The 14,236-nt window shown below is 69.2% G+C and carries 13 protein-coding genes; 4 read left to right on the top strand and 9 right to left on the bottom strand.

Going from position 1 to position 14,236, the window contains the following annotated elements; translation table 11 throughout:
- Positions 1 to 6: 6 nt before the first annotated feature.
- Both ACK8HH_RS09190 and ACK8HH_RS09185 read left to right on the top strand, forming a co-directional pair.
- Positions 7 to 609, top strand: a complete 603-nt coding sequence (locus tag ACK8HH_RS09190; protein WP_412475701.1) for a hypothetical protein — start codon at positions 7 to 9, stop codon at positions 607 to 609.
- On the top strand, positions 606 to 1,163 hold the full coding sequence (locus ACK8HH_RS09185) for a hypothetical protein (RefSeq protein ID WP_412475700.1): 558 nt from the start codon (positions 606 to 608) through the stop codon (positions 1,161 to 1,163). Before ACK8HH_RS09190 ends, ACK8HH_RS09185 begins: the two co-directional genes overlap by 4 nt.
- 4 nt (positions 1,164 to 1,167) lie before the next feature.
- Here the strand turns inward: ACK8HH_RS09185 and ACK8HH_RS09180 are convergent, their stop codons facing one another.
- The gene (locus ACK8HH_RS09180) at positions 1,168 to 1,962 is read right to left on the bottom strand and encodes a serine/threonine protein kinase (RefSeq protein ID WP_412475699.1); all 795 of its coding nucleotides are present in this window, start codon (positions 1,960 to 1,962) and stop codon (positions 1,168 to 1,170) included.
- Between the two features lie 83 nt (positions 1,963 to 2,045).
- Here ACK8HH_RS09180 and ACK8HH_RS09175 point away from each other — a divergent pair, with 83 nt between their 5' ends.
- Complete coding sequence (locus ACK8HH_RS09175) at positions 2,046 to 2,870, top strand: DUF3097 domain-containing protein (protein ID WP_045539274.1); 825 nt, start codon at positions 2,046 to 2,048, stop codon at positions 2,868 to 2,870.
- Between the two features lie 7 nt (positions 2,871 to 2,877).
- Here the strand turns inward: ACK8HH_RS09175 and ACK8HH_RS09170 are convergent, their stop codons facing one another.
- The 8 genes from ACK8HH_RS09170 to ACK8HH_RS09135 all read right to left on the bottom strand — a co-directional run bounded on the left by ACK8HH_RS09170 (position 2,878) and on the right by ACK8HH_RS09135 (position 11,161).
- The gene (locus tag ACK8HH_RS09170) at positions 2,878 to 3,933 is read right to left on the bottom strand and encodes a ferrochelatase (protein ID WP_006894889.1); all 1,056 of its coding nucleotides are present in this window, start codon (positions 3,931 to 3,933) and stop codon (positions 2,878 to 2,880) included.
- 1 nt (position 3,934) lies between these two features.
- A complete protein-coding gene (gene inhA / locus ACK8HH_RS09165; protein WP_006894888.1) occupies positions 3,935 to 4,768 on the bottom strand; it encodes an NADH-dependent enoyl-ACP reductase InhA in 834 nt (277 codons plus the stop codon).
- Positions 4,769 to 4,827: 59 nt separating this feature from the next.
- Entirely contained in the window at positions 4,828 to 5,562 is a 735-nt protein-coding gene (gene fabG1 / locus ACK8HH_RS09160; protein WP_006894887.1) for a 3-oxoacyl-ACP reductase FabG1, read from the bottom strand.
- Between the two features lie 16 nt (positions 5,563 to 5,578).
- Positions 5,579 to 6,571 carry a VWA domain-containing protein gene (locus ACK8HH_RS09155; protein WP_006894886.1) on the bottom strand — a complete coding sequence of 331 codons (993 nt, stop codon included), beginning with the start codon at positions 6,569 to 6,571 and terminating at the stop codon, positions 5,579 to 5,581.
- Positions 6,571 to 7,509, bottom strand: coding sequence for a DUF58 domain-containing protein (locus tag ACK8HH_RS09150; RefSeq protein ID WP_412475698.1), 939 nt, complete (start codon positions 7,507 to 7,509; stop codon positions 6,571 to 6,573). Before ACK8HH_RS09150 ends, ACK8HH_RS09155 begins: the two co-directional genes overlap by 1 nt.
- Entirely contained in the window at positions 7,496 to 8,719 is a 1,224-nt protein-coding gene (locus tag ACK8HH_RS09145; protein ID WP_412475697.1) for an AAA family ATPase, read from the bottom strand. Before ACK8HH_RS09145 ends, ACK8HH_RS09150 begins: the two co-directional genes overlap by 14 nt.
- Positions 8,720 to 8,799: 80 nt before the next feature.
- Complete coding sequence (locus ACK8HH_RS09140) at positions 8,800 to 10,230, bottom strand: NlpC/P60 family protein (RefSeq protein WP_081598057.1); 1,431 nt, start codon at positions 10,228 to 10,230, stop codon at positions 8,800 to 8,802.
- 313 nt (positions 10,231 to 10,543) lie between these two features.
- Positions 10,544 to 11,161 (bottom strand): DUF6676 family protein, encoded by a 618-nt coding sequence (locus ACK8HH_RS09135; protein ID WP_062367492.1) that lies wholly within the window; start codon positions 11,159 to 11,161, stop codon positions 10,544 to 10,546.
- A 273-nt stretch (positions 11,162 to 11,434) separates the two neighbouring features.
- On the opposite strand from ACK8HH_RS09135, the gene acnA reads away from it, so the two are divergent.
- Positions 11,435 to 14,233 carry an aconitate hydratase AcnA gene (gene acnA, locus ACK8HH_RS09130; protein ID WP_006894881.1) on the top strand — a complete coding sequence of 933 codons (2,799 nt, stop codon included), beginning with the start codon at positions 11,435 to 11,437 and terminating at the stop codon, positions 14,231 to 14,233.
- The last annotated feature ends 3 nt before the right edge of the window (positions 14,234 to 14,236 follow it).

Genomic DNA, 14,236 nt, shown 5'->3' with positions numbered 1-14,236 from the left:
GTGACCGTGTTCGTTCTGACCGCAGATCAACGGGGCAGCCGTACCGGACGCGATCGGGTGCCCGAGGTGCTCGCCCGCTCCGGCCCGGGCATGATCCGACCGTTCGAGCGGACCGCGGGCGATGAAGTGCAAGCGGTGTTCGACTCCCCCGATCACTTGGCTGTGCTCGCCGTCGACCTCGCCGCCTCGGGCGACTGGAGCGTCGGCATCGGGGTGGGCACCCTGGAGGCTCCGCTGCCGCCGCAGACACGCGCGGGGCGCGGGCAGGCCTTCCTCGACGCCCGTGACGCCGTGGAGGCGGCGAAGAAGAACCGCTGGCATCTGTGCGTTCGCGGGGTCTCGCCGTGGTGCGATCATGCCCAGACCGCGGCGTGGCTCCTGCTCGACGTCCTGCTCGACCGCTCCGAGGCCGGTCGCGAGGCGGTGTCCCTGGTCGCGGCCGGGTCGAGCCAGTCCGCGGCTGCGGATGCCCTGGGCATTTCGCCGCAGGCCATGTCGCTGCGACTGCGGCATGCGCGCTGGGATGTGCAGCGTCCGGCGGAGGAGTTGTTCCGCCGACTGCTTCAGACCGCAGACGGCGTCAGACCGCTGCCGGAGGTGAGTGAATGATCGCGATCATCGTCCTGTTACTGCTCGCGATCGCGGTGTCCGCGGGCACCTCGCTGGTTCGGCGCCGCCTCGTCGACGACCCCGAACGGTCCGACTCCGCCGTGCTGGCGACCGATGTGATCGCGGCGGCGGCGAGCGCGGCGCTCATCGCCGCGGCTGCCGTCGTCGCCGCGGTCGGCGCGCCGTCGTCCGGCGCCGGGCTGGTCGCCGTCCACGTCGTGGCGGTGATCGCCGCGGCGACCACCGGATCGAGCGCGGTCCGCGTCGTGCTGGCGCTCGGCGGGATCCCGACCCGGGCCGACAACCACGACGACGAACCCGAGGCACCGCTGCGCGGCGGCCGGATCATCGGCATGCTCGAACGCACGGCGGTGGCGGCGTCGCTGCTTCTCGCGTGGCCCGCCGGCATCGGGATCATCCTCGCGGTGAAGAGCCTGGCCCGGTTCTCCGAACTTCGCGCTCCGCATGCCAGCGAACAGTTCATTCTCGGCACGTTCGCCTCTGTGCTGTGGGCGGCGGCGTTCGCGGGAGTCGGCTGGCTGGCGGGCGTCTGAGCGGTCAGCCGGCGCGGAACCGATAGTCGGCGATCAGTGTGTTCACCGCGGCCGACCGCGCTCGGCGTGCCAGCGCCGACAGACCGCGCAACCGCTCGTCGGCGGTCGCCAACTGCGATCCGGAGTCGCCCAGTTCCCCCGTTCCCGTCAACGACACGATCGCGTCGATCTGCGCGGCGCTCGCCAGCACCCGGTCGACACGGGGGTTGTCGTGCGGCGGCAGATCGATGGTCGACGCCGAGACTCGAGCGGCCAGCGCATCGCGCAGGTCGGCCGGCGAACCACGCCTGCCGCCGAGTGCGGCGATCGAGGTCGCGGCCTCGGCGACCGCGCTGCGCAGTTCGTACTCGACCTCCCCCAGCGGGCTGTCGGAGAGCAACGCCCCGACCGCCACGTCACGGTCGTAGCGCATCGACTGCCATCGGCAGCGCTCGGCCGTGCCGATCGGGACGAGCGCGAGCGCACGCATCGTTCCGGCGGCGGGCGTACTGGGACCTTCGGGTTCGCGGTCGTCGATCAGAATCACCTCACCCGCCGCCATCGCGGCATCGGTGGGGCGTCCCGGCGGCAGTCCCTGGGCGTCTCCGGGCGCGGGCAGTCGCACGCACATCGCGTTGGCGCCCGACACCGCGCCGAGCAGGTCGAGGATGTCGCCTCCGGGGTCGAGCTCGTGCACCTGCGCGTCGTGAAGGGTGTGCAGGACGTCGTCGGCCGAGCAGCGGCCGGCCTCACGCGCGGCCGCCCACACCGCCAACGCGCTCGCCGGCCACGACCGCAGCATCAGGGAGGAACTGGTCATCCAAGCCAGAATACTCGGCGACTCGGCGGTCACCGGAGCGTCGCGCCCGCCGATCCCGACGCCGGCCCCTACCCTTGGAATCCGTGTTCGATGATCGATACGGCCGCGACGTGCTGTCCTCGCCCCGCAAGACCAAGCCGAAGGCCCCCGAAGTGGCCGCCGAGCGCGATCTGGTGGTCGAAGACGCGGCGACCGGATTCTGCGGCGCCGTGGTGGGTCTGGAGAAGAGTCACGCCGGCGACATGGTCCGGCTCGAGGATCGCCGCGGGCGGACCCGCGTGTTTCACATGTATCCGGCCGCATTCCTCATCGACGGCAAGCCGGTGACTCTGGTCCGGCCTCGCGGGCGCGGCCCGGTCCAGCCCACGCGGACCGCCTCCGGCTCGCGCGCGGCGCCCAAGCAACGGGCCCGCACAGCGCGCTCCAGCCGCATCTTCGTGGAGGGGGTGCACGACGCCACGCTCCTGGAACGGGTCTGGGGCGACGACCTCCGGGGCGAGGGCGTCGTCGTGATCAGTCTCGACGGCCTCGACAACCTCGACGACGCGCTGGCCGACTTCGAGCCCGCACCGCATCGAAGGGCCGGTGTGCTGGTCGACCATCTGGTCGCCGGCACGAAGGAGGCCAAGCTGACCGCTGAGGTGGGTCCGCACGTCCTCGTCTGCGGCCACCCCTACGTGGATGTCTGGCAGGCCGTGAAGCCCGCGTCCGTCGGCATCGACGCCTGGCCGGTGATCCCGATGGGCACGGACTGGAAGACCGGCATCTGTTCCGAACTCGGCTGGGGCACACCGCAAGACGGTTGGCGGCGCGTTCTGGCGGGCGTGTCGAGTTTCCGGGATCTGGAAGTCCCGCTGCTGCGCAGCGTGGAAGAGCTGATCGACTTCGTGACGGTGGATCCGAGCTAGCCGGACATCACGGCCGGCTGCTCGGCCGCCGCGCGGGAACACAGCAGTCGGGCCGGCACAGCGCACCGTTGTCGCCACAGCCCATCGCGGTGACGTCTCCCCCGCCGTCCGCATACCGCTCGATCAGGTCGACGATCATCGAGAGGAAGACGGGGTCGGTGCCGACCGTCGGTACGCGCACGTATCCCATGCCGAGCTCGGCTGCCAGTTCCCTGGCCTCGGAGTCCAGATCCCAGATCACCTCGAGGTGATCGGAGACGAAGCCGATCGGCATCACCGCCACATCGGTGACGCCGCTCTCGCGCAGCTCTCGCAGGTGATCGCAGATGTCCGGCTCCAGCCACGGCACCTGCGGCGGACCGGATCGCGACTGCCACACGACGTCGTACTCCTGCAGGCCCACCGAGTGCGCCACCGCCGCGGCGGCGGCCTTCACCTGCAGCGAGTACAGGTGTCCGCCCTCGGCCGCGGGCCCGGCGTTCCGGTCGGCGGCCGCAGGAATCGAATGCGCGGTGAACACCACGCGTGGCGCCGTGCCGAAGGAACCCAGGGCCGTGCGCAGCGCATTCGCCGAGGCCTCGATGAACTTCGGCTCGGCGCTGAACTGCGGCAGCTTCCGCAGTACCAGCCCGGCGTCGTCCAGCCCCGTCGCCGACAGCGCTCCCGCGATGTCCTCGTGGTACTGCCGGCAGCCCGAATACCCGCCCCACGCCGAGGTGGGGAACACGAGTACCCGCCGGTGCCCGTCGTCGTACATCCGGCGGGTGGTGTCGGCGACGAGCGGATGCCAGTTGCGGTTGCCGAAGTAGATCGGCAGGTCCCGGCCACGTCGCCCCAGCTCGGCGCGCAGCGCCTCGATCATGTCGAGGTTGAGACGGTTGATCGGCGAGACCCCGCCGAAGTGCAGGTAGTGCTCCACCACCTCGTCGAGGCGTTCGCGCGGCACGCCGCGGCCGCGCGTGACGTTCTCGAGGAAGGGCCGCACATCCGCCGGCTTCTCCGGCCCGCCGAACGACAGGAACAGCAGCGCATCGAATGCGCCGCCGTCTTCCGATCCGTGCATCTCAGCCGAGGAAGTTCTCGGGGAACCAGGTGTTGTGGCTGGCTCCGCCGTCGACGTAGATGATCGATCCCGTGGTGCCCGGGAGGAAGTCCGACAGCACGGCGCACACACTGGTGCCCACCACGCCCGGGTCGTCGACGTTCCAGCCGATCGGCGAGGCTCCGTCCCAGTACTCGTTGAGCATGTTGAGCTTGCGCGCATCGTCGGTCGCGGTGCCGGAGATGGCCTTGGCCGCCAGCGTCTTGATCGGTCCGGCCGCCACGAGGTTGGAGCGGATGCGCTTGGCCTCCCCCACCTCGCGCGCCACGTAGCGGTTCACCGATTCGAGTGCGGCCTTCGCAACGCCCATCCAGTTGTAATCGGGCAGAGCCGTGCGCGGATCGAAGTCCATGCCGACGATCGAGCCGCCCTCGTTCATCACCGGAAGCGCGGCGCGGGCGAGCGAGGCATAGCTCCACGCGGAGATCTCGAACGACTTCGCGACGTCCGGGCCCGGCCCCTCGAGGAAGGGCAGCGCATCCGGGCCCATGAGCGTCTTGGGCGCGAACGCGATCGAGTGCACGAGACCGTCGATCCCCTGGGGCGCGAGCTCGCGCACCTTGTCGGCGAGGGCCCCGAGGCTCTCCTCGTCGGTGACGTCGAGCGGGATGGCCGGCGGCACCTCCTGCGGCAGCCGCTTGGCGATCCGGTCGATGAGGCGCAGCCGCTCGGGGATGCCCGTGATGATCACGGTGGCACCCTGCTCCTGGGCGACCTTGGCGGTGTGGAAGGCGATCGATGCATCGGTGATGATGCCGGTCACCAGAATGGTCTTGCCTGCGAGGATTCCGCTCACGAAAAGCTCCTGTGGGGGGTGAGTGAAGAAGTGTGGAAGGCGGCGCCGGTACCGGCTCGTCAGTGGCCCATGCCCATGCCGCCGTCGACCGGGATGACCGCACCGGTGATGTATCCGCCCTGATCGGACGCCAGGAAGCTGATGGCCGCCGCGACATCCTCGGGCTTACCGGTCCGGCCCAGCGGAATGGCCTGCTTGGCCATCTCGATGTACCGGTCCTCCATCGCGGCGGTCATGTCGGTCTCGATGAATCCGGGAGCGACGACGTTCGCGGTGATGTTCCGCGACCCGAGTTCGCGCGCGATGGAGCGAGCCAGGCCGATCAGGCCGGCCTTCGACGCCGCATAGTTGGCCTGTCCCGGGATGCCGGAGGTGGCCACCACCGAGCCGAGGAAGATCATGCGACCGAACCGCGCGCGCTGCATCCCCTTGGTCGCGACCTTCGCGCAGCGGAAGGCACCGGTCAGATTGGCGTCGATGACCTTCTCGAAGCTCTCTTCGCTGAGCCGCATGAGCAGCATGTTGTCGGTGATGCCCGCATTCGCGACCAGCACCTCCACCGGCCCCTGATGCTCAGCGACCTCGGCGAAGGCCCGCTCCACCGACTCGGTGTCGGTCACATCGCACTGCACGCCGAACAGGCCCTCGGGCGCCCCCGAGCCGCGGTGGGTCACCGCCACCTTGTGCCCGTCGGCGGCCAGACGCTGCGCGACGGCCAGGCCGATGCCGCGGTTGCCGCCGGTGACGAGCACCGAGCGCGGGGTCTGGGCGGGAATCGATGAATGCTCTGCCATGGTTGATCAACCTATCTCAGGGGAGGCGCCGGTTCAGGAGCAGGGCGGCGAATGTGCCTGCGACCGCCAGCAGCGTGCCCGCGATCAGCCAGGGCCTCGAATTGTCGCCGCGTTCACGCTCGTAACCGATCTGTTTCTGCAGCGTGGAGTACACCTTGTTCAGTTCGTCGAGGCTCGAGGCGGTGAAGAACTCGCCGCCGGAGAGGTTCGCGATCTTCCGCAGCGATTCGTCGTCGACCGGGACCGGCACCCGCTCCACGCCTCCGCCGGGAGTTTCGAGATCGACGGTGCCGGTCAGGGTTCCGAAGGAGATGGTCGACACCGGAATGCCCTCCTCCTTGGCCTTGCGCGCGGCGGTGAAGCCGCCCCGGGGGTCGTCCGGGCTCTCGGGGACGGTCTGCTTGCCGTCGGAGAGGAGGACGATCCGTGCCGGTGGAGCACCCTCGGGCCCGCCCAGCACCGCGTTCAGTGTCTGGATCTGCTGCAGCGCCGCGAAGATGCCTTCTCCGGTCGCCGTCTTGTCAGCGAGTTTGAGCCGGTCCAGCGCGTTCTTGGTCGCGGCGTGGTCGGGTGTCGGCGAGACGAGGGTCGACGCCGTGCCCGCGAACGAGATGAGCCCGAGATTGACTCCGTCGGTGAGTTCGTCGGCGAACCGTTTACCCGCGGCCTGAGCCGCTTTGAGCCGCGACGGCGCCACATCGGTGGATTTCATCGAATTCGACACGTCGACGACGAGCATGACCGTCGCACGGTTGCGCGGCACGTCGCGCTCGGCCATCGGTCCGGCCATCGCGATCGTCAGCAGCACCAGACCGGTCAGCAGCACCGCGACCGGCACATGGCGGAAGCGGTCCTGGTTCTTCGGAGTCACCGACCGCAGGAGGTCGAGGTTCGCGAAGGCGAGCGCCCGCGCCCGCCGCCGTCGCATCACGTAGACATAGGCGACGATCAACGCGACCACCAGCAGCGTAGAGAACAGCCACCAGGGGTGGGCGAACAGATCGCTCATCAACGCACCCCCGCCGCCATCGTCCGGCGGCGCATGCCGACGAAGCGGACGGTGTCGGCGATCCAGTCACGGTCGCTGCGCAGGGACAGCACCGGGCCGCCCGCGCTGCGGAAGGTCCGCAGCACCTCGGCCCGGTGTTCGGCGGCGGCCCGCGCGTAGTCGGCCCGCACCTGCGCGGTGACGTCGACGTCGACCACCTCACCGGATTCGGCGTCCCGGAGCGTCACCGGTCCCACCGGCGGCAACTCCACATCACGCGGGTCGAGCACCTCCACGCCCAGCAGGTCGTGATGCGCGCCGATCGCGCGCAGCGAGCGGGCCCAGTCGATCTCGCCGAGGAAGTCGCTCACGACCACCGCCAGTCCGCGCCTGCGCAACGGGCGGCGCAACGCCTCCAGTCCGGCGTTCAGATCGCCGCGCACTCCCGGAGCGCTCCGCCGAGTGGTCGCGATCGCCTTCAGCAGGGCCTGGTCGTGAGCGCGGCCGGCGCGAGCCGGTATCCGCACCACGTCGTCGCCCGTCACGATGATCGCGCCGTGCCGATTACCGCCACCCGCCGTCAGATGCACGATCGCGGCCGCCGCGGCGATCGCGATGTCGCGTTTGGCCCGCCCGACGGTCCCGAAGTCGAGGCTGGCCGAGGCGTCGACCACGAACCACGTCTCCAACTCCCGGTCGGCGATCATCTGCCGTACATGCGGCGTCCCGGTGCGGGCGGTCACCGACCACTCCATCCGCCGGATGTCGTCGCCGGGCTGATACTCGCGCGCCTCGCCCGGTTCGGAACCCGGTCCGGGGATCAGGCCCAGATGCTCGCCCTGCAGCACACCGTCGAGCTTGCGCCGGACGGTGAGCTCGAGAGACTTCAGCGAAGCCGTCAACTCGGGGTCGGTCAGTGTTCCCGCCGCGAACGACGGCAGCCCGTCAGTGGCCGGCATTGCCCGGCTGAACCGTCGGCGACTGCTGGGCGGCCGGGGCCTGCGCCGCGGGAGCCTGCGGACCCGACTGCTGCTGGCCCGACTGCTGCTGGACGTGCGGCTGCTGCACGGGCTGCTGCGCCGCATGCGGCTGCTGGACCGGCGGGCTCTGGACCGGCTGGGCCGGCGCCGCGGAGACCTGCGGGAGACCGATGGTCTGCAGCACCCGAGTGATGATGTGATCGGGCGACACCTCGTCCGCCAGCGCGTCGTACGACAGCACGAGGCGATGCCGCAGGACGTCGGGAATCACCTCGACGACATCCTGCGGGATCACGTAGTCGCGCCCGTGGATCAGCGCGAGGGCGCGAGCGGCGGCGACGATGCCGAGCGTCGCGCGCGGGGACGCACCGTAGGCCAGCCACTGGTCGACCTCGCCGAGCCCGACCTCCGCGGGCCGCCGGGTGGCGTTGATGACCCGGACCACGTAGTCGACGAGCGCATGATGAACGAAGACGTTGGCCGCGAGCTGCTGCAGTCGGATGGTCGCCGCCGGGTCGAGGATCTGCGACGCCGTCGGCGGGACGTTGCCCATCCGATAGACGATCTCGCGCTCCTCCTCCACCGACGGGTAGTCGACGAGGACCTTGAACAGGAAGCGGTCGCGCTGCGCCTCCGGCAGCGGATAGACGCCCTCGTTCTCGATGGGGTTCTGCGTCGCCATCACCAGGAACGGATCGGGCATGGGGTAGGTGGAGCCGCCGATCGACACGTGCCGCTCGGCCATCACCTCGAGCAGCGCCGACTGCACCTTGGCCGGGGCGCGGTTGATCTCGTCGGCCAAGACGAAGTTGGCGTCCACCGGGCCGAGCTCGGTGTCGAACTCCTCGCGTCCCTGCCGGTAGATGCGAGTACCGATCAGGTCGGAGGGCACCAGGTCGGGAGTGAACTGCACGCGGGAGAAGCTGCCGCCGATCACCGTGGCGAAGGTCTCGACCGCCAGCGTCTTCGCGACGCCGGGCACCCCCTCGAGCAGGATGTGGCCGCGGGCCAGCAGACCGGTGAGGATGCGCTCGACCAGCTTGTCCTGGCCGACGATCACCCGCTTGACCTCGAACAGAGCGCGTTCGATCAGTTTCGCGTCTTCCGGGGTGAAAGACAGTGTCCCGGCGGCGGATCCCTCCGTCGCCGCGCCGCTGCGGTCCTGTCCGCTGCTGCCTGTTGAAGTCAAGCCGATGCTCCTACCGGTCGAGGCCTGCGATGTACCGACACCCACACTAGCGGGCGGGGAGTATCGGGACCGCGCACGTGTCAGAGGAGCCGGACCACGTACGGCATGGCGCCCGCGGTCCGCACCGGCGAGATCTTCACGACGTCGCCGGACTGCGGCGCCTCGATCATGGTCCCGTCACCGAGGATGAGCGCCACGTGCTGGCTGGCGTTGGGCCCGTAGAAGATCATGTCGCCGCGCCGCATCTGCGACAGCGGCACCTGCGGTCCCGAGGTGTACTGGTAGCCGGTGTAGTGCGGAAGGTCGATGCCCACTCCCGCGAAGCCGTAGATCATCAGACCCGAGCAGTCGAAGCCGACCTTGCGGTAATCGCCGTAGCTGTCGGCGACGCCGCCGTCGCGGATGCCGAGGGTGGGGCCGTTCGCGTCGCCGCCGCCCCAGGCGTACGTGACGCCCAGCTGCGACTTCATCCGGTTGACCACGAGTTCGACGGCCGCCGGGCCGCGCAGACCGGGCTGCGAGGGCCCTCCGCCACCGCCGGGGACCCCGGACTCGGGATTGGTCAGCAGCGGACCGAGCGAGCCGTTCTGGAGTCGGCCGTAGGTGCTGTCCTGGCCCTCACCGAACGGATACGACCCGCCGATGCCGAGCAGGTCGAACAGTTCCGAATGCGGAATCTGGAGTTTGCCGATGGCGCCGGCCAACAGCGCCTGACCGGTCTCCATCGCGAGCTTCGCGGCCGCCTGGGCGGCCTGGGCCACCAGATCATCGCCCTCCACGGGCTTGGCCGGAATGCGGTCGAGCACCTTGCCCGCCACGTCGGCGACGGTGCCCGGCGAGGCCTGGGCGTCCACCTCGCTCTTGGGGGCCGACTTGCGCAGCTTCTCGAGCTTCGACGCCAGCGACGTGCGCTGGGAGACCAATTCGTTGCGTTTGGTCTGCTGAGTGCGGACCGCGTCCTGGGCGGCCTTGACCGCGGCGATCGCCTCATCGCGCCGGGCCGACGCGTCCTTGGCGGCCATCGCCGTCTGCTGGCGGGTGGCCTCGGTGGCCGCCACCCGGTTGGCCTGCTGGTTGCGTGCCACCTGGAGTTTGCGAATGGTCGCCTGCTGCTGTCGCGTGACCTGGTCGACGGCAGACATCTGGTCCAGGACCTTCTCCGGATCGTCGGACGCGACGTACTTGGTCATCGCCCCGCGATTGTTGCCCTGCCGGTACACCGACCGGACGAAGGCGTCGAAGTCCTTCTGCGCAGCCTCGACCTTCGCGCTCACCTCGCCGAGCGAATCCTTGGCGCTTCGGCTGGCCGCGGCTGCGACCTGCTGAGCCGCGAGCGCGTTCTGGAAGTCCACCAGCGTGCGGTTGACGTTCTCCTGCTTCGCCGCGACCGCGCTCGCGAGGTCGGACAGATTCTGATCGACGTCGGCGATCTGGTTGATCAGCGATGCCACGGGATTGGCGTTGTTGGGGTCACCGAGGGCCGGACCGGCTCCGAGAACGCTCACGAGCATCACGGCACCCACGGTGGTACCTCGCGCCGCCCAACGTGCGCCGTTCTTAGCTGGCTTCAAGTCGAGAACTCCCTCGCAACATCTATCCCCCGTGCACCATAAAGTGTCTTCTGCACCGTACGTCACATCAGTCTCTGTGAGAACCTGAAGCCCTGAATTACAAATAGGTGATTACCTGCGGAAACACGCGTCAGCAGCGCAAAGACGGAACCTTAGAGTCCTGTCACAGTTGGATAACGCACGAATCGTGACGCGTCAGAAGAAAGCGGCGTCCGCGACGAGCGCGGACGCCGGACGGCGGGACCCCGAGGGGTCAGTCAGTCCCGGCCGGACGGCGGCCGTCAGGATCCTCGTCGCCCTCCGCAGTCGCCGGGCCGGAGGCGTCGCCGTTCTGCCCGACCGCGGCCGGCTCGGCCGTCGTCCGCCGGCGCTTCATCCGCCAGCGGGCGATCACCGCGCCGATCACCACGAGGACGATGAGGCCGATGGTGACGCCGTTCCAGTTCACGTTGGGATCGACGGCCTTGTGGTACATCTGCGCGGCGGCCTGGGAGGCCGTGGCCCCCTTGGAGACGTCGTTCGAGGCGTCTTCGAGCTGAACTCGGCTGAACTCGTCGGACGCGGTGCCGCTGCCGGACGGGCCGAAGACCAGCACCGTCCCGCCGACCTCCGACTGCAGGTGGGTCGCGATGTCCCGGTAGGCGGTGAACTTCGGGTACGACTGGTCCAGTACCACCACGTGCAGGCTGTGCCCGTCGGCCGCCGCCTGCTTCACCAGCTGCTTGAGCGCGGGCTGCTGGTCGGCGGGGGCCCACACTCCGGAGCCGGTGAGCGCGTCGGTGATCGCAGCCATGTCGAGGTTCGACCACACGTCGGCCGGCGGCTGGGACGCGGGCTCGGCGAGAACGAACGCGGATGGGCCCGGATTCATCAGATGTGGCTCCCTGAACGGTTGCTGACTCGACATGGCGGGGTGCGCGCAGAAGCCGGCTGGCCGCTGGCGACGGGTGGCACTCGGCGCCCAGGATACGACAGCCGCACGCCGATACGGCCGAGCGACCCGTACCGCCCAACCAGTACGCGCGTACTGCTATGCTGGAGAGGTAGCACCGCGGCCGCAGCCCGCCGCATGCTGCGACGCTTCTGACGAACTCCCGTCGGCGCAGCCCGTCGGCGGAACTTGCACGAAACGAGTGGAGCACACGTGAGCATCAATTCCTTTGACTCCCGCGGCACCCTGCAGGTCGGTGAGAACTCCTACGAGATCTTCCGCCTGTCGGCAGTGCCCGGCACCGAGAAGCTGCCGTACGCGCTGAAGGTCCTCGCCGAGAACCTCCTGCGCACCGAAGACGGCGCCAACATCACCGAAGATCACATCAACGCCCTCGCGAACTGGGATCCGTCGGCCGACCCGAGCATCGAGATCCAGTTCACCCCGGCCCGCGTCCTGATGCAGGACTTCACCGGTGTGCCCTGCGTGGTCGACCTCGCCACCATGCGCGAGGCCATCACCGCCCTCGGCGGCGACCCCAACAAGGTGAACCCGCTCTCCCCCGCCGAGATGGTCATCGACCACTCGGTGATCCTCGACGTCTTCGGCCGCGCCGACGCCTTCGAGCGCAACGTGGAACTCGAGTACGAGCGCAACGGCGAGCGTTACCAGTTCCTCCGCTGGGGCCAGGGCGCCTTCGACGACTTCAAGGTGGTGCCCCCGGGCACCGGCATCGTGCACCAGGTCAACATCGAGTACCTCGCCCGCTCGATCATGGTCCGGAACGGCCAGGCGTACCCCGACACCTGCGTCGGCACCGACTCGCACACCACGATGGAGAACGGCCTGGGCGTCCTGGGCTGGGGCGTCGGCGGCATCGAGGCCGAGGCCGCGATGCTCGGCCAGCCGGTCTCCATGCTGATCCCGCGCGTCGTCGGCTTCAAGCTGACCGGCGAGATCAAGCCGGGTGTCACCGCCACCGACGTGGTGCTCACTGTGACCGACATGCTCCGTCAGCACGGTGTGGTCGGCAAGTTCGTCGAGTTCTACGGCAAGGGCGTCGCCGAGGTCCCCCTCGCCAACCGCGCCACCCTGGGCAACATGAGCCCCGAGTTCGGTTCCACCTGCGCGATCTTCCCGATCGACTCCGAGACCATCAACTACCTGCGCCTGACCGGCCGCGACGACGACCAGCTCGCGCTGGTCGAGGCCTACGCCAAGGAACAGGGCATGTGGCACGACCCGGACCACGAGCCGGCCTACTCCGAGTACCTGGAGTTGGACCTGGGCACCGTGGTCCCGTCGATCGCCGGCCCGAAGCGTCCGCAGGACCGCATCCTGCTGTCGGAGTCGAAGGTGGCCTTCCGCAAGGACATCCACAACTACGTCGAAGAGCAGCATCCCGCCGCGCACACGCAGCTCGACGAGGCCGTCGAGGAGTCGTTCCCGGCGTCCGATCCGGCCGCGCTGTCCTTCGCCGACGACGGAGCGGTGAAGGTCCAGTCGGCGGCCAACGGCGCCGAGGGACGCCCGAGCAAGCCGATCAAGATCGTCAGCGAGGAGCGCGGCGAGTTCGTCCTCGATCACGGCGCCGTCGCCGTCGCGGGCATCACCTCGTGCACCAACACCTCGAACCCGTCGGTCATGATCGGCGCCGGCCTCCTCGCCCGCAACGCGGTCGAGAAGGGTCTCACCAGCAAGCCGTGGGTCAAGACCAACATGGCCCCCGGTTCGCAGGTCGTCACCGACTACTACGAGAAGGCCGGCCTGTGGCCGTACCTCGAGAAGCTCGGCTTCTACCTCGGCGGTTACGGCTGCACCACGTGCATCGGCAACACCGGTCCGCTGCCGGAGGAGATCAGCAAGGCGGTCAACGACAACGATCTGACCGTCACCGCGGTCCTCTCGGGCAACCGCAACTTCGAGGGACGCATCTCCCCCGACGTGAAGATGAACTACCTGGCGTCGCCGCCGCTGGTCATCGCCTACGCGCTCGCGGGCACCATGGACTTCGACTTCGAGACCCAGCCGCTCGGCCAGGACACCGACGGCAACGACGTCTTCCTGAAGGACATCTGGCCGTCGGCCCAGGAGATCGACGACACCATCAAGACCGCCATCAGCCAGGACATGTTCCGCAAGTCCTACGCCGACGTCTTCGCGGGCGACGAGCGGTGGCGCGGACTGAGCACGCCGGAGGGCGACACCTTCGCGTGGGACGAGAAGTCCACCTACGTTCGCAAGGCACCGTACTTCGACGGCATGACCCCCGAGCCGGCGCCGGTCGAGGACATCAAGGGCGCCCGCGTCCTGGCGCTGCTGGGCGACTCGGTCACCACCGACCACATCAGCCCGGCCGGACCCATCAAGCCCGGCACCCCCGCCGCGCAGTACCTCGACGCCAACGGTGTGGCCCGCAAGGACTACAACTCGCTGGGCAGCCGTCGCGGCAACCACGAGGTGATGATCCGCGGCACCTTCGCGAACATCCGCCTGCAGAACCAGCTGCTGGACGGCGTCTCGGGCGGTTACACCCGTGACTTCACCCAGGAGGGCGGTCCGCAGTCGTTCATCTACGACGCCTCGGTCAACTACAAGAAGGCCGGCATCCCGCTGGTCGTCCTCGGCGGCAAGGAGTACGGCTCCGGCAGCTCGCGCGACTGGGCGGCGAAGGGCACGGTGCTGCTGGGTGTCAAGGCCGTCATCACCGAGTCGTTCGAGCGCATCCACCGCTCCAACCTCATCGGCATGGGCGTGGTCCCGCTGCAGTTCCCGGAGGGCGAGAGCGCCAAGACGCTGGGACTGGACGGCACCGAGGTCTTCGACATCGAGGGCATCACTGCGCTCAACGAGGGCGTGACCCCGAAGACGCTGAAGGTCACCGCGACCAAGGAGAACGGCGACAAGGTCGTCTTCGACGCCGTGGTGCGCATCGACACGCCCGGTGAGGCCGACTACTACCGCAACGGCGGCATCCTGCAGTACGTCCTGCGGAACATGATCAAGAGCTGATTC

The organism is Gordonia sp. LUNF6 (assembly GCF_047041125.1).
Lineage (GTDB): Bacteria > Actinomycetota > Actinomycetes > Mycobacteriales > Mycobacteriaceae > Gordonia > Gordonia sihwensis.
This window is presented reverse-complemented; position numbering and strand designations above follow the sequence as displayed.